Annotated in this window: 25 protein-coding genes and 1 tRNA gene; 12 read left to right on the forward strand and 14 right to left on the reverse strand. The window is 57.2% G+C overall.

Features of this window, described 5'->3' with window-relative positions; translation table 11 throughout:
* Positions 1 to 10 precede the first annotated feature (10 nt).
* The 12 genes from ACHZBS_RS09090 to ACHZBS_RS09145 all read left to right on the forward strand — a co-directional run bounded on the left by ACHZBS_RS09090 (position 11) and on the right by ACHZBS_RS09145 (position 11,178).
* The gene (locus ACHZBS_RS09090; protein ID WP_319406180.1) at positions 11 to 1,039 is read left to right on the forward strand and encodes a hypothetical protein; all 1,029 of its coding nucleotides are present in this window, start codon (positions 11 to 13) and stop codon (positions 1,037 to 1,039) included.
* Positions 1,039 to 1,497 carry a hypothetical protein gene (locus tag ACHZBS_RS09095; protein ID WP_319406181.1) on the forward strand — a complete coding sequence of 153 codons (459 nt, stop codon included), beginning with the start codon at positions 1,039 to 1,041 and terminating at the stop codon, positions 1,495 to 1,497. The genes ACHZBS_RS09090 and ACHZBS_RS09095 overlap by 1 nt, the downstream gene beginning before the upstream one ends.
* A gap of 145 nt (positions 1,498 to 1,642) precedes the next feature.
* On the forward strand, positions 1,643 to 4,315 hold the full coding sequence (locus ACHZBS_RS09100) for a phage tail tape measure protein (RefSeq protein ID WP_319406182.1): 2,673 nt from the start codon (positions 1,643 to 1,645) through the stop codon (positions 4,313 to 4,315).
* Positions 4,312 to 4,659 (forward strand): hypothetical protein, encoded by a 348-nt coding sequence (locus tag ACHZBS_RS09105; RefSeq protein WP_319406183.1) that lies wholly within the window; start codon positions 4,312 to 4,314, stop codon positions 4,657 to 4,659. The genes ACHZBS_RS09100 and ACHZBS_RS09105 overlap by 4 nt, the downstream gene beginning before the upstream one ends.
* Positions 4,656 to 5,288 carry a hypothetical protein gene (locus ACHZBS_RS09110; protein WP_319406184.1) on the forward strand — a complete coding sequence of 211 codons (633 nt, stop codon included), beginning with the start codon at positions 4,656 to 4,658 and terminating at the stop codon, positions 5,286 to 5,288. Before ACHZBS_RS09105 ends, ACHZBS_RS09110 begins: the two co-directional genes overlap by 4 nt.
* A gap of 2 nt (positions 5,289 to 5,290) precedes the next feature.
* The gene (locus ACHZBS_RS09115) at positions 5,291 to 7,216 is read left to right on the forward strand and encodes an SPRY domain-containing protein (RefSeq protein ID WP_319406185.1); all 1,926 of its coding nucleotides are present in this window, start codon (positions 5,291 to 5,293) and stop codon (positions 7,214 to 7,216) included.
* Complete coding sequence (locus ACHZBS_RS09120) at positions 7,217 to 9,034, forward strand: hypothetical protein (RefSeq protein ID WP_319406186.1); 1,818 nt, start codon at positions 7,217 to 7,219, stop codon at positions 9,032 to 9,034.
* 40 nt (positions 9,035 to 9,074) lie between these two features.
* Positions 9,075 to 9,500, forward strand: a complete 426-nt coding sequence (locus ACHZBS_RS09125) for a hypothetical protein (protein WP_319406187.1) — start codon at positions 9,075 to 9,077, stop codon at positions 9,498 to 9,500.
* A gap of 2 nt (positions 9,501 to 9,502) precedes the next feature.
* Positions 9,503 to 9,811, forward strand: coding sequence for a hypothetical protein (locus ACHZBS_RS09130; RefSeq protein WP_319406188.1), 309 nt, complete (start codon positions 9,503 to 9,505; stop codon positions 9,809 to 9,811).
* A 63-nt stretch (positions 9,812 to 9,874) separates the two neighbouring features.
* Positions 9,875 to 10,213 (forward strand): hypothetical protein, encoded by a 339-nt coding sequence (locus tag ACHZBS_RS09135; RefSeq protein WP_319406189.1) that lies wholly within the window; start codon positions 9,875 to 9,877, stop codon positions 10,211 to 10,213.
* A gap of 3 nt (positions 10,214 to 10,216) precedes the next feature.
* On the forward strand, positions 10,217 to 10,624 hold the full coding sequence (locus ACHZBS_RS09140) for a DUF5675 family protein (RefSeq protein WP_319406190.1): 408 nt from the start codon (positions 10,217 to 10,219) through the stop codon (positions 10,622 to 10,624).
* A 17-nt stretch (positions 10,625 to 10,641) separates the two neighbouring features.
* Positions 10,642 to 11,178, forward strand: a complete 537-nt coding sequence (locus ACHZBS_RS09145; RefSeq protein WP_319406191.1) for a hypothetical protein — start codon at positions 10,642 to 10,644, stop codon at positions 11,176 to 11,178.
* A 194-nt stretch (positions 11,179 to 11,372) separates the two neighbouring features.
* Here ACHZBS_RS09145 and ACHZBS_RS09150 read toward each other — a convergent pair.
* The 14 genes from ACHZBS_RS09150 to ACHZBS_RS09215 all read right to left on the reverse strand — a co-directional run bounded on the left by ACHZBS_RS09150 (position 11,373) and on the right by ACHZBS_RS09215 (position 25,254).
* Positions 11,373 to 11,447: transfer RNA gene (locus tag ACHZBS_RS09150), tRNA-Val, on the reverse strand.
* 80 nt (positions 11,448 to 11,527) lie between these two features.
* Entirely contained in the window at positions 11,528 to 12,079 is a 552-nt protein-coding gene (locus ACHZBS_RS09155; protein WP_319406192.1) for a CDP-alcohol phosphatidyltransferase family protein, read from the reverse strand.
* 10 nt (positions 12,080 to 12,089) lie between these two features.
* On the reverse strand, positions 12,090 to 13,280 hold the full coding sequence (locus ACHZBS_RS09160) for a hypothetical protein (RefSeq protein WP_319406193.1): 1,191 nt from the start codon (positions 13,278 to 13,280) through the stop codon (positions 12,090 to 12,092).
* A 98-nt stretch (positions 13,281 to 13,378) separates the two neighbouring features.
* Positions 13,379 to 14,359 (reverse strand): polyprenyl synthetase family protein, encoded by a 981-nt coding sequence (locus ACHZBS_RS09165; RefSeq protein WP_319406194.1) that lies wholly within the window; start codon positions 14,357 to 14,359, stop codon positions 13,379 to 13,381.
* Positions 14,356 to 15,681: a 30S ribosomal protein S12 methylthiotransferase RimO gene (gene rimO, locus ACHZBS_RS09170; RefSeq protein ID WP_319406195.1), complete on the reverse strand. Its 1,326-nt coding sequence runs from the start codon at positions 15,679 to 15,681 to the stop codon at positions 14,356 to 14,358. Before rimO ends, ACHZBS_RS09165 begins: the two co-directional genes overlap by 4 nt.
* A gap of 336 nt (positions 15,682 to 16,017) precedes the next feature.
* The gene (locus ACHZBS_RS09175; protein ID WP_319406196.1) at positions 16,018 to 16,983 is read right to left on the reverse strand and encodes an electron transfer flavoprotein subunit alpha/FixB family protein; all 966 of its coding nucleotides are present in this window, start codon (positions 16,981 to 16,983) and stop codon (positions 16,018 to 16,020) included.
* A gap of 90 nt (positions 16,984 to 17,073) precedes the next feature.
* A complete protein-coding gene (locus ACHZBS_RS09180; RefSeq protein ID WP_319406197.1) occupies positions 17,074 to 17,844 on the reverse strand; it encodes an electron transfer flavoprotein subunit beta/FixA family protein in 771 nt (256 codons plus the stop codon).
* A gap of 434 nt (positions 17,845 to 18,278) precedes the next feature.
* Positions 18,279 to 19,280: an FAD:protein FMN transferase gene (locus ACHZBS_RS09185; RefSeq protein ID WP_319406198.1), complete on the reverse strand. Its 1,002-nt coding sequence runs from the start codon at positions 19,278 to 19,280 to the stop codon at positions 18,279 to 18,281.
* Between the two features lie 32 nt (positions 19,281 to 19,312).
* A complete protein-coding gene (hypE, locus tag ACHZBS_RS09190) occupies positions 19,313 to 20,323 on the reverse strand; it encodes a hydrogenase expression/formation protein HypE (protein ID WP_319406199.1) in 1,011 nt (336 codons plus the stop codon).
* Positions 20,324 to 20,329: 6 nt separating this feature from the next.
* Positions 20,330 to 21,421, reverse strand: a complete 1,092-nt coding sequence (gene hypD, locus ACHZBS_RS09195) for a hydrogenase formation protein HypD (protein WP_319406200.1) — start codon at positions 21,419 to 21,421, stop codon at positions 20,330 to 20,332.
* A gap of 170 nt (positions 21,422 to 21,591) precedes the next feature.
* A complete protein-coding gene (gene hypF / locus ACHZBS_RS09200) occupies positions 21,592 to 23,883 on the reverse strand; it encodes a carbamoyltransferase HypF (protein ID WP_319406201.1) in 2,292 nt (763 codons plus the stop codon).
* Between the two features lie 15 nt (positions 23,884 to 23,898).
* On the reverse strand, positions 23,899 to 24,141 hold the full coding sequence (locus ACHZBS_RS09205) for a HypC/HybG/HupF family hydrogenase formation chaperone (protein ID WP_319406202.1): 243 nt from the start codon (positions 24,139 to 24,141) through the stop codon (positions 23,899 to 23,901).
* Between the two features lie 6 nt (positions 24,142 to 24,147).
* Positions 24,148 to 24,642, reverse strand: a complete 495-nt coding sequence (locus ACHZBS_RS09210) for a HyaD/HybD family hydrogenase maturation endopeptidase (RefSeq protein WP_319406203.1) — start codon at positions 24,640 to 24,642, stop codon at positions 24,148 to 24,150.
* Between the two features lie 108 nt (positions 24,643 to 24,750).
* Complete coding sequence (locus tag ACHZBS_RS09215) at positions 24,751 to 25,254, reverse strand: carboxypeptidase-like regulatory domain-containing protein (RefSeq protein ID WP_319406204.1); 504 nt, start codon at positions 25,252 to 25,254, stop codon at positions 24,751 to 24,753.
* Between the last annotated feature and the right edge of the window lie 30 nt (positions 25,255 to 25,284).

The raw sequence follows: 25,284 nt of genomic DNA on the forward strand, positions 1-25,284 counted from the left end.
GATTTTCACCATGGCATCTTCACAGAGAGGAAAGATCCAGATCGAACTAAGCCGCACGCTCGTCGATTTTGCGGTGATGGCGGACAGCGGCGACCACCAGGTTTTCACCGCTGCCGGCGGCGTGTTTTCCGGAAAATCCGGATTCGAACCGGATGTCCGGCCCAACGGCATCGTCACCGGCCAGCGGGTGTTGTCCGTGCATGCCACGCCGGACACGGTCACCATTGCCGCATTCACCGCCTTCAGCATGGGGGTTCTCCACCAGGTCGCGGCAGCCGCCCTTGCGCTCACACGGCCATCTACCCAAACACATAAGATCTGCAGCGTGGTGATGGACGAAACCGGTACCATCGATGAGGTCGAGGGAACGGAATCGACCAGTTTCTCCGAAACCCGCGGAGCCGCCGGCGGTCCCCCGCTGATCCCGGTCGATTCGGTCGAACTCGGCCAGGTGAGATTCAGCGCCACGGGTTCGGCAGTGATTGCGGCTGATGAGATCTATCAGGACTTCGGCAACCATGCCGAATATGCCGATATCCCCGGGTTCGAGATCTTCAACATCGGCGACGGATCTTTCGCGAAAGTGGCGGCGAAGAAAAACGCCCATGTCCTGTTCAATGAGGCGCTGCCGCTGAGCCATGTTGGCCCTGCGCCGAAACGGGTCTACATCAAATATTACACTCCCTCGCTGACCACCCTTCCCAAAACCGCCGATTTCAAGGCGGCGGAGGTCGGCGTCACCAAGTCCAGCGAAACCATGTATGAGGGGTCCGGCGTGTCCGGCGCGATCGGTTCGATGAAAGCGGACTCGGTGGGCGACGTCACTTTCACGGTGTTTGCCAACGACGGGATCACGGACGCCATCATCCGCGAGAAAAACGAGTTCGTGACCGTCAAGTGGTTCCCGGATGCCAACCGGGCCCCCTACCTGTTGAGCCAGGGAATGGTCGGGATCGCCCGTGATTTCCCGTCCGGCGAACAGAACAAAATCAACGTGACGGTTTCTTGTGAAAAACCGTCTGTGGAGTTCAGCTCATAATGGATATCAAAAAATTCAAGTCGGCCGAGTTCGAGCGGCGGACGGCCCCGGTACCGGTTCCGGGACTGTCCGCTTTTTTCGATGATCCCGCAAAGGCTGAATTCATCGTCCAGGGGCTTACCGGAGAAGAGGTCGCCAGGGCCCGCGATCGGGTGAGTCAGAACAAATCGATCAAGGAGATTATCGAAGGCGTCCTCAGCGATAAAATCAGCGATAAGGTTCAGGGGATCCAGCAGGCCCTGGGGATCGACAAGGAGGTTCCCAGCGACCTGGTTTACCGGATTGCCTTATGCGAGTTCGGGGTCGTCTCCGTTCACCTTGAACAGGAGGATTGCGTCAAGCTGGCGGCCGTCTGCCCGGTAGCCTTCTATGCGGTTACCTCGAAGATCCTCGAATTAACGGGGATCGGGCAGGTGCACCCGGGGGAATCGAACGCCTCTGGAACCAGGAGCGAGTAAGAGGCGCCTTGGCGCTATGTTCCAGGGGTTTGGGCGGGCAGCGGTTTCTCTTTGAAGTTATTCCGGATCTTTTTCCCCAGGGTTTCCTCACCGACATCGAGCTCCTTTTGTGGGAGCGGTATTATGATAAAAACAGGCGGGAATAATGGCCGATCTTAAACGCACCATCGAAATCCTTTTCGAGGGAACCAACCGGACCGGCACGGCCATTACCAGCGTCGGCCGCGACCTGGACAAGCTCAACGCCTCTGTCGGATCCGTTTCCGCTCCTTTCGCCTCCCTTACCACAGCGGTGGTCAAGCTGGATGCGGTCCTTATCGCCATGGCCGCCTCCGGTCTCGCCTTCGCCTTCAGCGAATCCTCCAAGCTTCAATCCGCATTCACCGAACTGAAAAAAGTCGTCGGAGACAATGACGAGGCGCTATCGGTGGCCAAAACCACCGCCAAGGACCTTTCGGGCGCCTATGGCGAATCGGCGGCCTCCATCCTTGAATCCACCGCCAATTATGTCCAGGCCGGATTCACCGTCAATGAGTCAATGGAGCTGGCGAAAACCGGCATGGACCTGGTCATCGCCGGCGGCGTCGAGGCCTCGCAGTCCAGCGAGATCCTGATCGCCACCCTGAAAGGATTCAAGGCGCCGGCCAGCGACGCCGGCCGTTTGCTGGACATCCTCAACGAGGTGTCCAACCGCTACGCCACGGACATCGAGCAGCTGGGCATCGGCATGGCCGGCCTGTCACCGATCGCCCGGACGATGGGTTTTTCATTCGAAGAGACGGCCGGCCTGCTCACTCCGGTGATCGAGGTATTCCGGTCCGGCGACGAAGCGGCGGTGGCGCTGAAAACCGGCCTGCTCAGATTGCTGGACGACTCCAAGCCGGTCCAGGAAGCACTGGCCTCCATCGGGGTTTCCCAGCGGGACTCGAACGGGGAGTTAAGGTCCGGCAAGGACATTCTGCTGGATGTGAGCAAGGCGTTCCAGACGCTCGACCAGAACCAGAAGCTTTTCGTTACCCAGCAGCTGGTGGGGATCCACCAGAGTGCGCGAATGGTCGAGGTCTTCGACGGCCTGGGCAAGTCGACCGAGATCACGGCCGTGGCGATGAATGCCGCCGGATCGGCATCCAAAGAGGTTGCCGAACGGCTGAAAGATCCGGAAGTGGCCATCAACCGGCTGATCCAGGGATTCAAAAACCTGTCATCCTCGATGGGAGACGAATTCCAGCAGGCCGGCGTCGGCGTCATCGACGGGTTCACGGGTATTTTTAATGCCATCGAAAAATCCGTCGGCACCGGCGCCTTCGATCCGATCCTGGATGCGCTGAACCGTTTCCTCGATGGCGTATCGGAAAGCCTGCGATCCATCGCCAGGAACCTGCCCGAAGCCTTGGAAGGCGTTGACTATTCCGGTTTCGTTCATTCGCTGGAGTCTATCAAGGAGACGATCGGAAGCCTCTTCGACGGAATCGACTTCAACGATCCGAAGGACCTGGAAAAGGCCATCCAGGGAATTATCGACACCCTCGAAAGCCTGGTTCGTTTTTCGGATGGAATCGCAGGGATTTTTATTAAAGTCGGCAAAGAAATCATCGGATTGATCGAGAAATTCAACGACCTGGATGATGAAACCAAAAGTACCTTCGGATCCATTTCCGGGATCGGATCCGTTTTGTCCGGAGTGACCGGTCCGATCGGCGAGGTGACGGGCGCGATCAAGGGCATCGGTCTGGCGATGAACGTACTCGCCGGCGGGCAAATCGTTTCCCTGGTCAAGTCGTTGATCGGAACCGGCGGGCTCACGGCTGCCTTCACTGCGGTTGAAGCGGCGGTGGCGGCCAACCCCCTGTTGGCGGCCGGGGCCGCCGGCCTGGCTATGGGTACAGTCTGGCGAAAACTGGTCCCCGAAGTCGATGCCGCCGCGCAATCGGTCCTGGGTTTCATCGACAAGCACACCGGCTTGATCGGCGTCCAGGCCCAGCAGGCAGAGAACGAGCAGCAATGGATCGAGATCCAGGAGCGATGGAAATCGATCATGGAGGATCGCAAGGCGGCTGCAGTCGATGCGGAAGCGGATTTCATCGATGCGAAAAGTCAGATCGACGCGACGACGAATTCAACGGCGGAGCTGACCGAGCAAATGCGGGCGCTGGGGATCCTTGTCGAGGAAAAAAAGACCGTCAACATCGATACCACCGAAGCCGTTTCCAAACTCCAGACGCTTGAATATTACCGCGAATCGACCGGCACCTGGGAAACCATCACGGTCCCCGTGGATATTTCGCAAGTCCAGAAAGCCAAGGAGGCGATAGAGGAAATTCCGGCGGTCAAACGCTTCGAACTGGAAAACGACCTGCATATCGCCGAGATCAAGGCCCAGGCGGAAACGGTGCAGTCCGCGTTTGAATGGCGCGCCAAGGTCGATATCGCCGAAATCGAGGCAGGCACCGAGCGGGTCAAGGCGATCGCGGAGAACATTTCTACGATCTTCACCGACACCGGCGATCTGATCGGCGGCCTTTTTTCCCAGCTTGGCGACACCGAGAACACCGGGCAGCGATACAACATCGAGCGGGCGATCGATGCGGAGCAGGAACGAAGAGACAAGGCGCTGGAACTCCAGGAGAAGATGACGCTTTCCGAAGTCGCTTACCGGGACGCCATGACCGAGCGGTTGAAAAGCGGGGGTGCCTTGATCACCGTCAACGGCGACGGACTCGCCCCGCACCTTGAAATGATCATGTGGGAACTGTTCGCGGCGATCCAGATCCGGGCCACGCAGGAAGGAATCGACTCCCTGCTATTGGGTGGAAAATGATTTTTCTCAGCAAAACGACGGCGGACATCGACGGACGGATGGTCCTTCGAAACTACCAGGTGAGCGGGGAATATGAGAACACGGCCCGGATCAGCCGGGACAAAACCTTGGACGGCGGTTCGGCGTTCTCGCACCTGGGGGTCTCGGATACCGACCGGGATTTCGTTGTCGAATGCCGGATGACGCCTGATGAGGGAGCAAAATTCAAGGCTCTTTTCGCAAATGCGACCGTGCTTCGCATCTCGTTCTGGGAGGGTGTTTTCAAAGGGTATGTCTACCGTTTCAAGTGGCGGCGCGACGGTAAAGCGACCATAACGTTTTTATTCATGGAGAAAATGGCATGACGGACTCAATAATCACAGTCAATGGTGACGGCCTGACTAAACACCTTCAAAAAATCATGTTTGACCTTATGCAAAAAACTGTCGAGAGACTCAGTAAAAACAATCCGCGCGAGAAAACCAACTCTCATCAGAAAATACGATTCAGTAGTAAGTGGCGCGTGGAGCATTGGCGGGGAAACAAACTCCTTGCCGAGCGCATCGAGGACAACCTTGTTCCGAACGAATGCATCGACCATCTGCTGGATGTGGGGTTCAGCGGCGGCCCCCAGACAAGCCAGTGGTACCTGGCGCTTTTCACCGACGACCACACCCCGGCGGCTACCGATACTTATGCCGTGCCCGGGTTTACCGAGACGATCGAGTATGACGAACCGACGAGGCCCGCCTATTCCGATGGCGGGGTATCCGGTCAAAGCTTGTCGAATGCAGCGGCCAAGGCAACCTTCACGATGACCGGTGTCGATCCGACGCTTTTCGGGGCGGCGATGATGTCGCTCAACACGAAAGGCGATGTGGCCGGCGGAGGCGTTCTGGGTCCGATCGCGCAGTTCAGCCAGGGATCGATCACCGGCATCTCTGATGATGATGTGATCAAGGTCTATATCGCGATTTCCGGTTCGGATGTCTGAACATGTCTTTTTTTCAATGGCACCCAACCTATAAAACCCAATATTGGACGATCACCAATGGCGGGTTGACGCTGGAGCATCATCTGACGGCGTATGCCGGCGCCAATGCCCTGGCCCTGGCCAAGATCGATTTCGGAAAATGGTATTGGGAGATCGTCCTGAATGTTGTCAGCACGCAAACGATTATCGGTGTCGTCAGCCCATCCTACGCGATCACCGAACAACCCCTCGGCTATGACTCCCAATCCTGGGGCCTGAATGTCTCTTCCGGCCTGATTTACAATTCCAACAGCAGCTCCGCGTATGGCCCGTCCAGCACCAATGGCGATGTCATCGGCATCGCCCTGGATATGGACGCCGGCAAGATCTGGTTTTCCAAGAACGGCACCTGGATGAATTCGGGGGACCCGGCGGCCGGCACGGGCGAGGCCTTTTCCGGGTTTGCCGGCGGATTCCGGCCGGCGGCCTATTCGCAGGATCTGGGAGCCATCCTCGACGCGCATTTCGACAACGCCGATTTCGACTATTCACCGCCGTCCGGGTTCAAGGCGTTCGAGGACATGAACGCCTTGAACATGTGGTCCGCGTCGCGATGTTCAGCAAAGGCGCTGGTCACCAATAACGGGTTGACCTTCGATCGTACCGGGACCAACGGCGTGACGACCTGCGCGGGAACCCGGCAGGTTTCGGATGCCAAATGGTATTGGGAGATCGAAATCGTCGCCGGCGGGATCGCGGATTCTGTCGGCGTGATCAATGAACAATGGCCGGTCCAGACACAACAAATCGGTTATGACGCCTACGGGTGGGGTTACCTGTCCACAGGCCAGTCCGATCATGCGAACGTGAAATCATCGTTCGGTGATTCATGGACCACCGGCGATATCATCGGGATCGCGCTGGATGCAACCAACGGCAGGGCCTGGTTTTCTAAAAACGGCGTGTGGCAGGGATCGGGAGATCCGGCCAACGACCTGAACCCGGCGTTTACCGGGATCACCGGTCTGCTGAGTCTGGCCGGTCAAAGTTACTACAGTACGGCGGAGCAGGCGGGGAAATTCTCGGAAGCCAGCCTTACGTATACCCCGCCAACCGGGTTCTATGCCTGGGATTATGATCCGGATTTTAACGAGGTGGAACCGAGCACGATCGGATTCAGCGCATTCGTGGATGCGTTCAACCTATCGGATATGGGTATTTCCGTCGGGATTGGATTTTCTGCCGAAATTCATGGCAGTGTTGCCGTCCGGAACGTAGGGTTCACGGCAGGAATCGGATTTTCTGCCACCGTCGAATACCGCAAATCCTTCGACCGATCCTTTGCGGCGATGATCGCATTTTCGGATGACATTGGCGGTACGGATTTTACCCGGTGGCTCAAAGCCAATGCGGATCACGTCGTCTATCGGTACTTTGCCCGGTTGACCGGCGGACCGGACGGCCTTGCGGATCACCAGCTTTCCGGATTGAAGTCGCTCCAGTTCCGGATGAGAAACGGCGAACCTTCTTACCTGTCGGTCGTGTTGAAATATGACCCGACCGAAGCAGAGGCGATTGTCGCGCGTCAAAATGGTCAGATCGTGGTTGAGATGTCCGGGTTCATCGGCGGCGTGGAATCGCTGCGAGAGGAATTGCTGCGGGCAAAATATTACTCCCATCGTTACGATCGCGGCGGGTTGAGCCAAAGCACCACGCTGGTCGGGTACGATACGCGGGAATATCCGTCGAATCGTGTGGCTTTGGAAAACGTTACGCGCGAGACTTTACTGGCTGACGGGCGCATGCAGTTCCGCTGCGCGAACCCCGATTTTTACCTGCGTCCCGGGGATGTGGCGACCTACGGTCCTCATGAAATCACGGTCGGGACCATCACCTGCATCATCTCACCGGATTTCCAATACATGGAAGTCGCGGAGGCCCAGGCCTGAATGGGAAAAGCGGAAATCATCAGCGAAGCCGGCGAAGGGCTTTATACCGTCAAGGTGCTCCACGATACGGCCACGGCGGACCTGATGCTTGCCCGGTTTAACGCGGTTCTTGGTTTTCTCGTTGGGGTTCTGGCCAAAACGACGGACCCGAAGGAAATCGCAACTTTAAAGATGAGAAAAGCGGGCGTGGAGAAACGGATCGCGGCAATTACGGAAGCCAGGGACGCGGATTTCCAAACCGAGGCATGGTGCGCGGATTACACGCATAACCTTTCCGGGATCGTCGGGACGATCGAACCTGGCGCCGAATACCAAAACGGAATCAACATCAGGCCCGGGTATGTGGACAAATCCGTTTTTGAAAAGGTCCGGGATGGCCAGGCGACTCCGTTTCTGACCCTGCCGGTGGCAGACGCCATGCGCAATTTTGCAATCATGCCGGCCATTCAGAAATGGCGACCGACCTTTCGATACGGCGTGGTCTCCAACGTCGATCAGGAAAACTCGACCTGTTCGGTCAACCTCGATGGGTGCTGGTCGGGCATCCAGAACCTGGACATCAACCACCAAACGCATTTCGATAACGTTCCCATCGAGTACATGAACTGTAACGGCGAGGCCTTCGAGAACGGCGACCATGTTCTGGTCAGATGGGAGCCCTATAAAACGACCGGACAGGTCAAGGTGATCGGGTTCAAGAACAACCCGAAACCCTGCGAAGGCGGTCCTTATGTCGTCATCAACACCCAGACCGGGATCCCGCCCTATAACGACTGGAACCTCAGATCCGTGATTATCTGGGATGTCACCCTGGGCGATTATGCGCGGCATGACGATTTTGACGGGCTGGAATGGCCGCTTTCCTGGAATCAGGTCAAGGATTTTTTAGCGGCATTGGATACTATCGAGATCCAGTCGATATGGTCTCCATCTGTTGCTTCCGCCGAATTGCCTACCGATTATGTGTGGGGAATCGACTACCTGGTATGTCCTGATGGTGAGGGTGAGGGATACGAGAATCAGGGAATCAGCTCATATGATCTGCTCAATACCCATGAATGGTATGTTTACGCATGGCTTGAATGTCAGGGATTTGTTGACCCCTGTTCTCTTCTGATGGAAAGCGGGGGATCCAAGCGAACAGAAACCAGAATGCCCGCTGTTCATGAGGAACCTAACGACTCTCGCCCCTGGGGAGTTTATTCATATTATTTGAATCCGATCAATAAACCGGAATGGGGAACGCAGGAATGCCGGCTTCAACATGAAGTGGACAGCGACGGAACCTCGATTTTGAAATACGAGGAAGGTGATTGTTTTTACGACCGCATTTCAACGACCGAATATAAATACCGCTTTGTTACTCCAATCGGAGATGTCGCACTCAGAAAGGATTACTACCATTTTGAACACGACCATCTGGTAAACGTCGAATATCAACCGTATCAGGTCGATGACCGATACGTGATCCGCGATTTTAAACAGTTTGTGACCTGCTTTTATTCGGATAAAATTTTTCTCCAACTTTATGCGATTTTTTGTCGCCGTATAGAAACGCAACGAGTTTCCGATGGTGGATGGGAATCCGAATACACAACGATCCGGGATGAATATGTCAACGAGTTCAAATGTGCCGCCGCTGTGGATTATTATCGGGACGAAGGCGGTACCGCCACCCGTCACCCGAAAGATCAGGGCCGGGATGCAGGGCTCGAAGCGGCAGTCGAAAAATTGCTTGAAACCGTCTACGACGCCGGCGACCCGGCGGAACACTTATGGGTTAAATTCTATCAGAACGAAGAAGAGGCAATACCCTGAAGGAACGATAGATCAATCAAACCTGAGAAAAGACGGAAATATGAAGACATTCACAGCTCTATCTTTGTCAGCGATGCTTTCGAGTTTCGCATGGTTTGCCTCCGGCGGCGATTGGTCGGGGATGGATTATTTCACCTATCGCGGCACCACCGACAAAGCCATCACCGCCTCCTGGGATGTCGTGGAAGGGGCGACCTATTATGAGGCGAAAATTTACAGCGTCGATCATGATTATGAAACCAATTTGGGAAAAACCGAGACAAACCGGATCGCGATTCAAATCCCGCGGTCGGGGCATTATGTGTTTATGGTCCGGGCCTGCAACGATTTGATGAATCCTCCCTGTTCGGAATGGACGGAATCAACCGACCCTGAAAGGGCATCCGTTGACGGGAAACCTCGCGGATGGTGGGTTTATGGCCACGTCGCGCCTGCAGGAATACCAACAATCACAAAGGAGCCATGAAAATGAAAGTCAAAACTGTCACCTTGTCATTTCCGCCGAGCGGATCTCCGGACGTCTCCGGATATCGGCTTTACATGGAGGAAGCGCCGAACGCGGTCGGGTATGATTCGCCTTCCTGGGATCTGGGAAACGTTACCAGCATCGATCTTTCCACCCTGGACGGCATGACCACCAGAGATGGAATCTATAACATCGGAATCACTGCCAAGGATTCTGCCGGCAATGAAAGCTCGATGTCGAAAATGGAGGGAGTCACCTTTGACCTTGTCGCTCCGGACCCTCCTGGGCAGATCGTTATCGAACGATCATAGAGCGAATAATCCGGTGGTTTAAACGTTTGTTCGATGATTGAAATTGAACAGGAAAATCGAACCATGTTGACTGAAGACGATAAAAAGTCCATCGGCGAAGTGGTGTCCCAGGCGCTGGCGGCTGGCCTGAAAAACAATAATTGTCTTTGCCATTTACCATCAGATGCACAGACAGAAGTTCCTCATCTGATGGGCATGGTAAGGGATCTGGGCGGCGGCGACTATGCAAGGGGAATCGAAGTGATGCGACAAAACAACAGGGCGCTAAAACGGTTCATTTCCCGCGTAGACAAGATGGGCCAGGGCATCGCGTGGTTGATTGTCGCATCCGGCGTGGGCGGCGGGATCTGGCTCCTGAAAGAGGGAGTCAAAGCGGCCTTCAAGTCAGCAAAAGGGGGCTAAGCCATGATACCAATCATCGAATTAATTCGCCTGGAGGAAAATTTCAGATTCGGAACGTTTGGGGTTTGGCGGATCAACAAACAGGTTTTCTGTGTCACCCTTGAACCGGCGGATCTGGAAAATGAACGGAACCGGTCGTCAATTCCTGCCCAACAATATGAGATGAAACGGGTTGTTTCACCCAGGTTCGGCGAGACATTCGAAATTTGCGATGTTCCGGGCCGTTCCAAGGTCCTGTGCCATCCAGGCAACAAAGTCATTGACACCGAGGGCTGCATCATACTGGCGCAGCATTATGGAAAGCTGTCAGGTGATAGGGCGGTCCTTAATTCGGGGGACACGTTCAAGGCATTCATGGCGGAGATGATCGGAATCAATCTGGCCCATCTAACCATTTATGAGCATTTTTAATCAAGGAGAGACGACCGATGGCATTCGACTGGAAACAATTGGTGCGGACCGTGGCCCCGGGCATCGCCTCGGTGTTCGGGACTCCCCTGGCCGGCATGGCCACCAAAGTGCTGGCCGATACGCTCCTGGGTCCCGACCAGGATCCCGACCAGGACATCGATGAGCAGCTCAACGCGGCCATGACGGCCGCATCGCCGGAGGTGCTCCAGAAAATCAAGGCCGCCGATCAGCAGTTCAAACTTGAGATGAAGCGCCTGGACATCGATCTTGAAAAGCTGGCCTATGATGACGCTGCCTCGGCCCGCCATCGTGAGATCGAGGTCAAGGATAAGATGCCCGGCGCGATCGCGATTATTCTTTTTTTAATTTTCGGTGCAACTCTTTTGGGCCTATTCAATGTCGAGGTTCCGGATGGCAATAAAGCGATCGTTTATTCACTGGTCGGATCATTGGGAACAATGACGGTCACGGCAGCGGCCTATTACCACGGGACAACGCGGGGCAGCGCCCGGAAAGACGGGTTGATCGGTCGGATGGCGACGGCGGGGAAATAAGAAAATTCCTTTTCCCGGTCGACTGCGGCCGGCTATCTTACCAGCGGCCTGGGCTGCCGGCGGACGTCGGCCGGGAGATCTACCCCGCACCTTTATTTCGTACCCGAAAAATAAGGTCTCGAATTGCCTCTGACCCCACAAAAAAAAGACCGACCATACAAAAGCTTGTATGGTCGGTCTTTTTTGCTCGTAAGTGGTAGGCGCGATTGGATTTGAACCAACGACCTCTTCCGTGTCAGGGAAGCGCTCTCCCCCTGAGCTACGCGCCTACATGAAGTGAAGCTGATACCACCTGATTATAGTGGTGTCAAGGGAAATGAGACACTTTTTGTCACCGGTTCTTCTCGACCTACTGAAGGATTTTCATGCCGATATAAACGTAGTGAAGCCCGGAAATGGTGGTCAGTGCAGCAGTCGCCCAAAGCAGCAGATGTTGTACGGTCAAAAGTCCGACCATGCCGGGTGCCATCAAAAAAACAAACACCATGACGGTCTGGGCGGCCGTGGTCCATTTGCTAACGAGGCTGGGTTTGATCTGGAATTTTTTCCTCATCAGGGTAAAAATGGCGATGCCGATAACAATCAGGATGTCCCGCGACAGGACGATTACCGCCAGCCAGTCCGGGATGATTCCCATAATGGCGAGGCAGACAAAGGCTGAAACCAGCATCATTTTGTCTGCCACCGGATCCAGGTAGGCCCCGAGGACGGTCCGCTGGTTGAACCAGCGGGCGATGAGGCCATCCAACCCGTCGCTGATACCGGCCACGGCGAAGACGATCAGGGCCAGAGACAACTGGTTCCGAAGCAACAGGATGACGAACAGCGGCGTCAACAGAATCCGCGTCAGCGTCAGGATGTTGGGGACGTTTATGGCCTTGTCCGATCGTTCGGTGCTCATGACTTCAGGATCACGGGTTCACCAGACGGATGCGGATGGTCTTGGGTGTCACCTCAAAGATGTCGATACCGAAACCGCTGAAGGTCTGCAGCAGCAGCGCGTCGGCCAGGGATCGCGCACTTCCCTGGTATTTGACGGCCATGTCGGCCCGGTCGGGCGACATCGCTTTCATCTTCAGTTCATTGACTCCGGACAGCGAAGAGATCGCCGTGCGCAGGCGGACAAAGCTGGCGATATGGCCCCCGGTGCCCTCGACCTCCACGTCAATAACGGCACTGCGGTCCTGTTCCTGCTGCCAGACGGCCATGATCTGCCGGGCCAGGTCATTGCCGGCCGATACCCCCGCTCCGGACAGTGCCTCGCGCCCTCCCAAGACCTCGTCTTGATTGGAAACCACAGATTCCTGGCGTGTCCGACCCATCGGCTGACCGGTCTGGACATTAAACGCCCGAACATCGACGACAGCTTCATAAGCTCTGGTGGCCCCTCCCATGGTATTGGGTGCACCCGCGGCAGTACCGTACCCGGTAACCAGAACATCCGCCCCCAGCCGTCCTGCCAGGGCCACCATATCCGCCTCCGGTGCATTCACGGGAAGCGACAGGGGTGATGTCAAATCAGGCGGGTCGACAATCTCGAATCCGGTTGCCTCAAGTGTCGCTGCCATTGCCCCTTCACAGATGGTCCGGCTGAGCAGCCGGCGATCCCCCCACCAGTAAGTAAAATCAGCATCCGTTACATTTCTTTCCGCCACCATGAAAAGAATCCTCGGATAAACGGCACCGGCCAGAGCGAGGCCCATACGGGAAAGATCCCGGCTGACCCGATCGACGGCAATGTCCACTTGAACCAGAGCCCTGACGGTGGTCCCGGATACGGATTCGGTGAGCACCCGGTAGTTCTTAACGTAGTTGTCCCGTTCGGACAGGATGCTGTCGTTAATCTGCTGAAATCGTTGGACCACGGTCTCCCCGGTGAGCAGTTCCATCACCACCTGGCCCACGGCGGCAACCAGGGCATCATTGACCGCGTTCTGCCTGCCATCGGCCAGATTCTTTTCGTGGATGACGGCCGTTCCCAATACTTTCAACTGCTTGACCGCACGGCTGTCTGCCGCGTAACTGCCGGTACCGACAAGTGCCAGAACAATCGCCAGGCAGATTTGCTTAATCCATTTTTTCATCGCGTTATAATCGGACATAGGTTCCTTCCTCACGGATCGCCCGGATACCGGAACGAAAACACCGGACAGGTCCATCCGAGTGAAATGGTCGGGTGGGTCTTGGGTTGATGACGAGGTTATCCTTTTCGAACCAGCGCATAGTCGGCAATGTCCGTCAGAACTTCCCTCATGGGACTATCCCCAAACGGCTGAAGCGCCGTCTTGGCCTTTTGGATGTGGGCAGATGCCTGCGCTTCAGTATAAGCGATACCGCCATGAACTTTCAACATCTCTACCAGGGCGGCAAACTCGGCCCCGCTAAAATTCGGATTCTCGAGGATGGCGACCATGCATTGTCGATCCGTCCGGGGGGCCCGGGACAATGCATGGATCAGCGGAAGGGTCAGCTTTCCCTCCCTTAAATCGGCCCCGGCGTGTTTGCCCAGAGAAGAGAGATCCTGGGTGTAGTCGAGCAGGTCATCGGCCATTTGAAACGCCAACCCCAGATGATATCCGTAGTCGGTCAGCGCCTGGACCCTGGCCGCGTCGGCATCGGCCACCAGGGCTCCGGTCCGGCAGGCCCCTTCGAAAAGCACGGCCGTCTTGCAGCGGATTACCTCCAGGTAATCGTCCTCGCTGAGGGTGATATCCCCTTTTTTCTCCAACTGGCGAATTTCACCCTGGGACATGTTTTCGGTAATCCGGGCAATGGTCCGGATCACCTCGCACAAACCCGTGTCCGCGGCAATGGCGAGCCCCCGGGCCAGAAGAAAGTCACCGGTGAGCACCGCCGTGGGGTTGTCCCATACCTGGTTGGCCACCTGCCGCCCGCGCCGCATGTCCGCCCCGTCAATCAGATCGTCATGCAGCAGGGTGGCGGCGTGCAGGTATTCAAAGATTGTCGAGAAGCGGGCCGTGTGATTGCCTGAATATCCGCAAAGCCGGGCACACAGGACCATTAAAAGGGGGCGCAATCGCTTTCCGCCGGCAAACAGGATATGACCGGCCACTTGAGATACCAGATCGAAATAAGGATTCAGGTTTTCGGCCAGTGCCTGTTCGATGGCCTTGAGATCGTCACCCACGGCGGCCAGGATTTTCTGTTTCAGGTCGGTCATAGCGCCCTTCCGATCAGGTCGTACTCCAGGGTATCCGTTATCGTAACCGATGATAGTTCTCCAACCGATGGCGCGGGCCCGCCTGGCAGCGTCCTCACGAAGGTCATGCCGTCTACTTCCGGCGCCTGCAGAATCGATCGGCCCTCGTATAAATGGGGTTCGGGTGAGGCCTCGATCAGCACCGACAGGGTTTCCCCAATCATGGATGTCAGGTTGTCCGCCGAGATCTCCATCTGCCGCGCCATGAGGGTGTCGTGTCGGAACTGGGCCACCTTTTTGGATACATGCCCCGGCAGCCGATGGGAGGGAAGATCCTCGGCGTCGGAGTATGTGAACACCCCCAGGTGGTCGAAACGGACCTTTTCAACGAAATCCATCAGTTCCTGAAAGTCGGCGTCCGTTTCTCCGGGAAAACCGACAATCAGGGTGGTCCGGATAGCGGCCCCGGCAACCGTTAACCGAATACGCTGAAACAGATCCAGCAACTTCTTCTTTTCATAGTTTCGACCCATCTTTTGTAATACGCGGGTGGCCGCATGCTGAACGGGCAGGTCGAAGTAAGGGCACAGGTTGGGATGGGCGGCAACGGTCTCGATCACGCTATCGGTGATGCTTTCCGGGTGGCCGTATAAGAATCGAACCCAGGCATCCCCGGCCACGTCGGCGAGATGGGCCAGCAGGATGTCGAAACTCACCGGTTCGGGCAGGTCGTGGCCGTAATGGGTGGTGTCCTGGGCCACCAGATTCAGCTCCTTGACCCCACCGGCAACCAGCTCCCGGGCTTCGTTCAGGATATGCTCCATGGGCCGGCTTTTCTGGCGGCCCCGCAGCCGGGGAATGATGCAGTAAGTGCAGTGGCGGCTGCATCCTTCGGCAATTTTCAGGTACGCTGTATGGGACTGCCCCCGTTCCCGGGCTCCGGTTGTGTCGACGACGATGCGGTCCGGGTCCGGCAGCAGGCAGACCCCTCCGTCCAGTGGGCCGGTCACGGCATCGGCGATGCGGGTAAAGGCACCGGTACCCAGAAACTGGTCCACTTCGGGCAGGGCGTCGGCAATGGCTTCGCGAAAGCGCTCCGGCAGGCAGCCGGCCACCACCAGTCTTTTACATCGCCCCTTTTTTTTGAATCGGGCCAATTCAAGAATCGTTTCGATGGATTCGTTGATGGCCGATTCCACGAAGCTGCAGGTGTTGACGACAATAACGGCGGCTTCGGCCGGATCCCGGGTCAGCGACCATCCGGCCTGGAGAAGTTGTCCGGCCATGTTTTCACTGTCCACCTGATTGCGGGCACAGCCCAGACTTTCAATATATAGAAGCATGGAGGTCAACAGAATTTCCGGATCCCCCGCAGGGGATAAAAAACCATCGTAATTCTCAATTAATAGAAGGATTCTTGCATCGGCATCATCTACCAGCAACCTAGTGAAAAGTCAAAAGGCCGCCCAATATTTTCGGGAGGCCTTTGAAATTTAATGCCGACGCTCAACGCTCAAACGGTCGATAACGGGTTGAGCCGGTTTCAACATGTTGACGTTCGGTTACGATCAAGGCGGGCGATCATTTCAACCGGAGGCATGCATTCGCGGTTGTCGCGGATTTAAACCGCCGTTCACGGTCGATAGTGGCCGAAAGGAGGCGTTTTGAAATTAGCTCATCTACCCTTTCAGTTTTTCGATTTCAGCGGTTATGGCAGGAACGACGTCAAAAAGATCCCCTACAATGCCGAAGTCGCATTTGGAGAAGATCGGCGCTTCGGGGTCCTTATTGACGGCCACCACCACGCGTGATGAGGCCATGCCGGCCAGGTGCTGAATGGCCCCGGAAACGCCGCAGGCAATGTAAAGATTGGGTGCCACGACTTTGCCGGTCTGCCCCACCTGATCGGAAACCGCACGCCAGCCCTCGTCCACGGCGCTGCGGGAGGCACCCACGGCCCCACCCAGGACGTTGGCCAGGGCTTCCACGACCGCAAAATCGTCCCCGCCCATGCCCCGGCCGCCGGTGACCACTACATCGGCTTCGGTCAGTTCGATCTTTCCGGTTTCCATGTGCTTTTCAACGAGGCTCAAGGTCGTGCCGTCCAGATTGATATCCACCTTTTCAACCTCGCCTTGACCCTGAGTAGCCACCGCCTCCACGGCCCGGGGGCGGATGGCGACAATGGCCGGCGTGCCGGAAAGGCTCACCTCTGCCAGGACTTTCCCGCCATACATGGGGCGTGTGGCCACCACCTGGTCGCCTTCGACGCGGACATCCACGCAATCCATGGCCAGCGGGGCGTCCAGACGGGCGGATAGACGGGCTGCAATGTCCTTGCCCTGCGACGTGGCACCGATCAGCACCACGGCCGGTTCGGATTTGGCGATCAGTTGGGCCGCCGCCTGGATGCAGGCATCGGACAAGCCGTCTTTCAGCCCTTCATGGTCGGCGAGCAGGATATGGTCGGCCCCGTATTCGACAGCCTGGCCGGCAATGGCCTCGATACCGGCACCCATGACGCCGGCGATAAGCGGTCCACCTGTTTTTTCGGCAATTTTTTTGCCGGCGGAAATAACTTCGAATGAAACGTTTTTAAAAGAACCGTCGAGCTGTTCGGTGATGGCCAGTATTGCCTGTGACATGATTCTTCTCCCTGTATAGTGACGCCCGATCGTGCAACGGTATCTGCAACGGGCGGTGTCTGGATTTACAACGGCTGCCGGTGTCGTCGCTCAGATCACCTTGGCCTCTTCCCGCAGGGCTTTGACCAGGGCCGCCGCCTTGGCCGCCGCACTATCACCCTCGATGATCCGGCCGCCCTTTCGCTGGGGTGGCAGCCGCATGGCAATCGTCCGGACCTTGGGTTCTCCCGGATTGGTGCCGGTTTCCGACAGTGCCCGCGTATCGATGGGTTTTTTCTTGGCTTTCATGATTCCCGGCAGGCTGGCATAACGGGGCTCGTTGAGGCCGCGCTGGGTGGTGATCAGGGCCGGCAGGGCCGTTTCCAGCACCAGGGTGCCCCCGTCAATGGTCCGGGTGCAGCGGATCTTGCCGTCTGTCACCTCCTGACGGATCACCATGGAGATGTGGGGAATGCCCATCAACTCGGCAACGGCCGGACCGACCTGGAAATTATCGTCATCCACGGCCCGGTGGCCGGCGATAATCAGATCGTAGGCACCCTTTTTCAACTCTCCGGCAAGCACTTTGGCAGTGGCCAATCCGTCCAGCGAATTGCCCTGCGGATCGATGCGGACGGCGGTGTCCGCGCCCATGGCAAGGGCCGTGCGCAACGCCTCCACCGCTTTTTCGGGTCCCAGCGAGAAAACGGTCACCGTTCCACCGCCGGCGGCGCGAATCTGAAGGGCCTCTTCCACGGCCAATTCATCATAGGGATTCATGACCCAGTTGATGCCATCGGTCTTGATGGCGGCTCCGCCATCGGCGATCTCAATTAACGATTCGGTAGCCGGAACCTGTTTGAGTAATACGGCAATTTCCACGTTTCACCCTCCTTTGGATTACCGCGCCAAGGATGTTACGGGGGAAGCCCCCTGGCCGCGTTGTCTTGAAATCTCTTCGGTTAAAATCGTAACTTATCAATATCATGGGTATTGTTATGGTATTGACGCAAATACTATGATGCGACCGCGCTTGTCAACTGTCATTCCCCCATGCTCACACCATATAGAAGACGTCTTGGGAACCACTCTTGGCCCCGGTTATGACAGTGGTGATCTGCAGGCGAGCCGGCAGCCTGATCAACGCGGCTAATATATAGCTACTATTAAGCTATAAAGTAACTATTTAGTTGCATGAGGATTGTCAAGCAAAAAACTCATCGCGGGGAAGATGCGGTTGAGGAGGACTCGCCAGAGATTGCCGCCGTAACTGGAAGGGCGGTTTGCCCACGCCCTGATTTCCGACGGCGAATCCATCAATTGATCACGAATCCGCTGGATGGATAGTCCATGAGCGTACCGTCGGACTTTCGCGCCACGATGAGGCACTCCACCGATTCCTGGCGGTTGACCAATGCCACCCCTTTTTCCGGTCCCATCACCATGAGGGCGGTGGCCAAACCGTCAGCCACGGTGCAGTTGGCTGCCACCACCGTTGCGCTCACCACCCCGTTAGCCACTGGCCGGCCGGTTCGCGGATCGATGATATGCGAATAGAATTGATCAGCGAGTTGAATAAAAATACGGTAATCGCCACTGGTGGCCATGGCCCGATTCGTGAGGGGAATCGCCCGGTAGACATCATTGAAGGCCGCCTCCCTATCCGGGCGGTTGATCCCCACGAGCCACGGCTTCCCGTCCTTGCGCAGGCCGCGGGCGTAAACTTCGCCGCCGATCTCCACCAGGAAGTCCGCAAACCCCTTTTGGCCCAGCAGCCGGGCGATCTCGTCCACGCCATATCCTTTGGCTATGGACGCCAGGTCCAGGGTCACGGCAGGGTCGGTCTTGCCGATGGCGCCCGACGGATCCAGACGAATCCGGTCGAATCCCACATGGGAAAGGGCCTGCAGAATCTCGCTGTCATTTGGAATGTGGTTGACCGCCCCCTTTCGGCCGAACCCCCATAGGTTAACCAGCGGGTCCAAGGTTCCGTCCCATGCCCCGCCGGTTAGCCGGTGCAATGTGGCCGCCACCTGCAGCACGTGAAGAAAATCATCGGACGGAGAAAAGGATTCGGCTGTCGATTGAATGGCATTGAATCGGCTGATCTCGCTGGAGGAGTCATAGGTGGACATGCTCTTGTTGATGGCGGCCAGACGGATGTCGATCTGCCTCTGAATCTCAGCGCCGGAAGTCAACAGGCCGGCGACCACCTTGATGTGGTAGGTGGTTCCCATGGTCTTTCCGGACAACCGCAGCTCCCGTTTCGGTTGGCAGGCCGAACAGAGCAATGCGGCCAGCATTCCAAAAATAAGCACGGCCTCACGCGTAGGCCCGGGTCGCAGAAAAATCAGCATATGCGTGGCAGTTGTTCGCTGGTGAGCATGTCCACGATGCGCTCGCCGCCGATACGGGTTTTCATGAAAACGCGGCCGGGATGCTCGTCGACGGTTTCGCCGATGATGCAGGCATCCTTGCCGTAGGGGGAGCGCCGAATTGCCGTCAGCACCCGATCGGCCTGATCGACCGGCACAAAAGCCAGCAGTTTGCCTTCGTTGGCCACGTATATCGGATCGAAACCCAGAAGCTCGCAGATACCGGTGACGGCAGGCTTGACGGGCAGGCGGTCCTCGTAAATTCGAATGCCGATGTTTGATTTTCCAGAGATTTCATTGAGGGTCGTTCCCACTCCTCCCCGGGTGGGATCCCGCAGGACGTGGACGTCGCAACCGGTGCGAAAGATATCTGCCACCATGTGGTTCAATGGGGCGGAATCGCTGGCGACGTCCGATTCGAAGGTCAGCCCCTGGCGCTGGGTGAGAATGGTCATGCCGTGATCGGCCATGGTGCCGCTGAGGATCACCGCATCCCCGGATCGGGCGTTGGCGCCGGAAACATTGACGTGCTCGGCGATGATGCCGATTCCGGCCGTATTGATGAAAATTTTGTCCGCCGCCCCTTTGGGCACCACCTTGGTGTCACCGGTGACGACCATGACGCCGGCCAGCCGTGCCGCACGACCCATTTCCGCCACCACCCGCTCCAGGTCGGCCATGGGAAAGCCCTCTTCGATGATCATCCCCACGCTCAGATACAACGGTGTCGCGCCGCACATGGCCACATCGTTCACCGTACCGTTGATGGCCAAGTCCCCGATGCTGCCGCCGGGAAAAAAGATGGGATCAACTACATAGGTGTCCGTGGAAAAAGCGATTCGGCCGCCGGGAACATTCAGGGTGGCCCCGTCATCGAGCATAGCCAGGGCCGGGTTGTCGAATGTGGGCAGCAACAGGTTAGTCGTTAAGCCGTGGGAAATTTTTCCACCGCTGCCGTGGTCCAGAAGGATCTTGTCCGGTTTCATGGGGTCTTATTCCTCTCCGTGGTAACGGTAGTAGGCGGCGCAGGTGCCTTCGCTGGAGACCATGCAGGGTCCCACCGGTGCCATTGGGCTGCACACGGTTTTGTAGAGCGGGCACTGGGGGGGCGTTTTCATGCCGGTGAGGATCTCGCCACAGGCACAGCCTTTGGGCTCCGGGACCGGCTTGAGTTGAATATCGAAAACCTTGACGGCATCGAATGCCGCATATTCTTCACGGATGGCCAACCCGCTGGCGGTAATGGCGCCGATGCCCCGCCAGTCGGCGTCGGCCACCTCGAAGACCGCGTTCATCACCGCCATGGCCCGGGGGTTGCCGGCGGCGGATACCGCACGGGTGTAGGCGTTTTCCAGAGCGGGTCGGTGGAATTCCACCTGGTCCACCAGCATGGCGATACTGTGGAGCAGGTCGGAGGGTTCGAAACCGGCGACGACACAGGGCACCCGGTGGGCGTCGAAAAAAGGCCGGTAGGCGTCCAGGCCGATGATCACGGACACATGGCCGGGCAGCAGGAAGCCGTCGATGTCGATTTCGCCGTCCGTCAGGGCCTCCAGAGCCCTAGGCACGGTTTTGTGGGCCGAGACCACGCTAAAGTTGTCCAGCTTTTCCCGATGAGCGGAAATAATGGCGGCGGCGACCGTCGGTGCTGTCGTTTCAAAGCCCACCCCCAAAAAGACCACCCGTTTGTCCGGATTCTCGCGGGCCAGCGCCACAGCATCGAATGTGGAGTAGACGATGCGCACGTCGGCGCCGGCGGCCTTTTCGCGCTGCAGGGAGGATCCGCTTCCCGGTACGCGAATCAGATCCCCGAAAGTGGCCACGATGGTTTCCGGTTCCCGGGCCAGGGCGATGAATGCATCGATTTCTTTCTGCGCCGTCACGCACACCGGACACCCTGGGCCGGAGAGCAGAGAGATGGTCTCCGGCAGCAGGGAGCGAATGCCGCTTCTGAATATAGATACGGTGTGGGTGCCGCAGACCTCCATGAACCGGACCGGTTTGCGGCTGATGCGGGTGATGCGCGCGGCCAGATGCCGGGCAATTTGGGGATCGTGAAAGTCCTGGCTGAGTTTCAGGGTCATATGGGATCGTCCCTTATGGATTTTTTACTTTTGATGAATGCGTAAAAAGTCGTATTTCCGACGGCTTCGTAAAAAGTTCGAGATCAAGGCTTGCAAATCCCAAGGAATGAGGCGTACCTGTCGTACGCCGCAATGACGAGGGATGAAGCGTAACGCAGATATCGAACGTTTTACGGAGCCGCCACTTTTGCAGCCGCTACCACCGCCTGGCCAAGTGAAAGGCCACCGTCGTTGGCCGGCACCAGCCGATGGGTGAGCAGGTCAAAGCCGCTTTTTTCCAAAGCGGCGGTCAGCCCGACCAACAACCGGTGGTTTTGGAACACGCCGCCGCTCAGCGCCACCCGGTCGATGCCGGTGGCGGTGCGCAAATGACGGCACAACTGGTCAAACAGAATGATCAGCGTTTGGTGAAACCGGCCGCTGACGGTTGCCGGTGAAAGACCCGCGTTCACATCCCGGACCACACCACGAATAATGGGGGCATTCGAAATGAGAATCGGATCGTCACCGTGATCTTCCCAGGAAAAATCATAGTGGCCCGATGCGGTGTCGTCGGCAATCATCTCCAGTTCCATAGCGGCCTGACCTTCGAAGGCCACCTTGCCGCGCAGCCCAATGATCGCGGCCACGGCATCGAAGAGCCGGCCCAGGCTGGAAGTGAGCGGGCTGTTGATCTGTTTGTCCATCATCGCCAGGATGACATTCATCTGTTGTTGGTTGACCGACCGGAACAGGGGCAGCACGAGAGCCCCCAGATCTTCACCGAATGCACTCCTCAGATGACTGAGGGCCATGCGCCATGGCTCTCTGATGGCGGCGGCGCTGCCGGGCATGGGTACCGTCGCCAGATGGGCCGCCCGGGTAAAGGTGTGGTACCGGGCCACCAGCACCTCGCCCCCCCAGATGGTGCCATCTGTCCCCAATCCCGTACCGTCGAAGGAGAGCCCGATCACCGGCCCGTCGGCCTTGTTTTCGGCCATGCAGGCAGCAATGTGGGCATGATGATGCTGAACCTCGATGCAGGGGATGCTGCCGGCCCGTTCCTTCGCATAGCGGGTGCTCAGGTAATCCGGATGAAGGTCGCAGGCCACGATCTGCGGATCGATGTCCAGGATGCGTTGGAGATGGTCCACCGTGAGCCTGAAAAAATCGTCGGTGGCCCGATTTTCCAGGTCGCCGATATGCTGACTCACAAAAGCCTGCTTACCCCGGGTGAGGCAAACGGTGTTCTTCAGTTCGGCCCCGCAAGCCAGCACCGGCGGGATATCGTCTTTTAAAAACACGGGAACGGGCACATATCCCCGGGAACGTCTGATGGAACGCATGCAGCCGGCACTGTAGCTTACGATGGAGTCGTCGCTGCGCAGGTAAATATCCCGGTCGTGAGCCAGGAATGCGTCGGCAATCCCATCCAGTCGTACAAAGGCCTCGGCGTTATCGATGGCAATGGGTTCTTCGCTCAAATTGGCGCTGGTCATCACCAGGGCGGCAAAACCGGCGTCCAGCAGCAGGTGGTGCAAGGGCGTATAGGGCAGCATGATGCCAAAATAGCGGTTACGAGGTGAAACCGCATCGGCAATATGCGTTCGTTCGCGCTTTTCCAGCAGAACGATGGGCCGTTGGATGGACGTCAGCAACCGTTCTTCCGCGTCCGTCACACGGGCGATCTCCCGGATGCGGTCCGGACTGCTGCACATGAGGGCAAGCGGCTTCTCCTCGCGATGCTTTCGCCGCCGAAGACGTGCGACGGCATCCGCCTGGGTGGCATCCACGACCAAGTGAAAACCGCCCAGCCCCTTGACGGCGACGATGTTCCCGGACCTTATCCGTCTGGCCGTTTCTGCGATGGGGTCGTCGGTGGTGATGGCCTTCCCGCCGGCATCGCACAAGGCCACCCGGGGACCGCAAACCGGACAGGCGTTGGGTTGGGCATGAAACCGACGGTTATCCGGGTCGTCATATTCGGCCTGGCACTGCGCACACATGCGAAAATTCCGCATGCTGGTTTTGGGGCGGTCGTAAGGAACGTCGTCGATGATGGTGTAGCGGGGGCCGCAGTTGGTGCAGTTGATGAACGGATAGCCGAAGCGGCGGTCCGCTGGATTGCGCATTTCCGCCAGACAGTCCTCGCAGACCATCACATCCGGGGAGATGAGGGTCGTCCGGGCGGCGCTGCTCCGGCTTTTGACGATGGAAAAGACCGTAAAACCATTTACGGCAACGGGTGTGGCCGATACGTCGACAATGTGCGCCAGGGGCGGTTTCTTGACCGGAAGATCGTCGATGAACTGCCGGATGGCGTTTGGCGGACCTTCCACGATCAGGGACACACCGGTTGCGGTATTGGCCACTTCACCCTTCAGGCCGTAGTGGTTGGCCAACTGGTAGACGAATGGGCGAAAGCCCACCCCTTGAACAATGCCGTTGATCTCCAGGCGATTTGCCGTAAGTGCATCTGTCATGACCCGTGTTGAACGCTATCCTTTTTTGGCTTCAAGATCATCCATCAGGACCGCGGCTTCCCGCAGCAGCTTGATAGACTCCGCCGCCGCCGCTTCGTCCAGTTTTTGAATGGCGAATCCGGCGTGAACGATAACATAGTCACCCACGGCAGCATCTTCGAGCAGCATCAGGCTGGCCGATCGCCGGACGCCCTCCACATCGATGGTGGCCATGCTGTTTTCAATTGCGATAATTTGTGACGGAATGGCAAGGCACATAGGTGTTCAGGCTCCTTCTTTTTCTGTGTAGGCCACGCCCAGCCGGTCCAGTTCGGTCAATACCATATGGATCACATCGTCTACCCGGTCGGCCGTGGCGGGCGTCAGCTCTAAAGACAGGGTTTCCGTATCCAACGGTTCGATGCCGACGATTACCGTTTCCGGCACTTTATCCAGTGCCTGGCAAAGGGTCAGGGATTCGAGAAAATCGATCTGATGCAGGGAATTTTTGGCTCGGATCCGCTCGGGAATCGCCTCGCCGTCTATGCGGTACAAATCCCCGGCATTGCCTTTGTTGCGGATGACATCCACAACGATGAGCTGGTCCGCCTCGGCAATGATTCCCATCAGGTTGATCCCTAAAACACCGCCATCGATCACGGAAACATTCTCCGGAAAATCGTAGCGTTCCTCAAGCGCCTCAACCACCCGGATGCCAAAGCCTTCGTCGCTCAAGAGGATATTACCCACACCCAGAATCATAACATGTTCAGAATTCATATTTTGGATCTTCCGCTGTCTGTGTAATCGAATGTTTCAACCCAAGGCAAGCCGCATTGGTAACACTAAATCGACCTTGGTTCAAGGCATCATCGATAGGTTTCAGGCTTATTCCCTTCTATCCGTGGGGAGCGCCAGGTTGTGGCTGTCAAGCGTTACATGGCGGATACGGCCGGCCGCGACCGTGACCGGCTGCTGCCAGGCCACTTTATAGCCGCCGATCATAGCCGGAAAGGTGACGACAACATAGTAGTCGCCGGGAGGCACATTCAGGAAGGCAAACGTTCCATCGTCCGACGATTCGGCATTGGCGACCAAATAGCCGGGTTTATTGCGGTATTGTGCAAAATATTTATAAAAATCCAAATGCATCTGGTTGATCCGGTCCAGACGCCGATGCCGTTCCAGTTTGTCAATTCCCGGGTATCGAGGCACCGGGATCTTTTCGGATGTCAGAAAAATAGAGACATATTCGCCGTATATCCGCTGCCCGGTTTCATCGGTCAGGTAAAGGCTGCCCTGGAGCCACTGTCCGGCGTTGACCGGTTCGGGAAAACTCCATAACAACGCCGCTGATAAAAAAAAGATCAGGCCGAATCGGCTGGCAGCCATTGTCGATCTCCGGTTTTCAAGTTTGTGGCC

It is taken from the genome of uncultured Desulfosarcina sp. (assembly GCF_963664155.2).
Lineage (GTDB): Bacteria > Desulfobacterota > Desulfobacteria > Desulfobacterales > Desulfosarcinaceae > Desulfosarcina.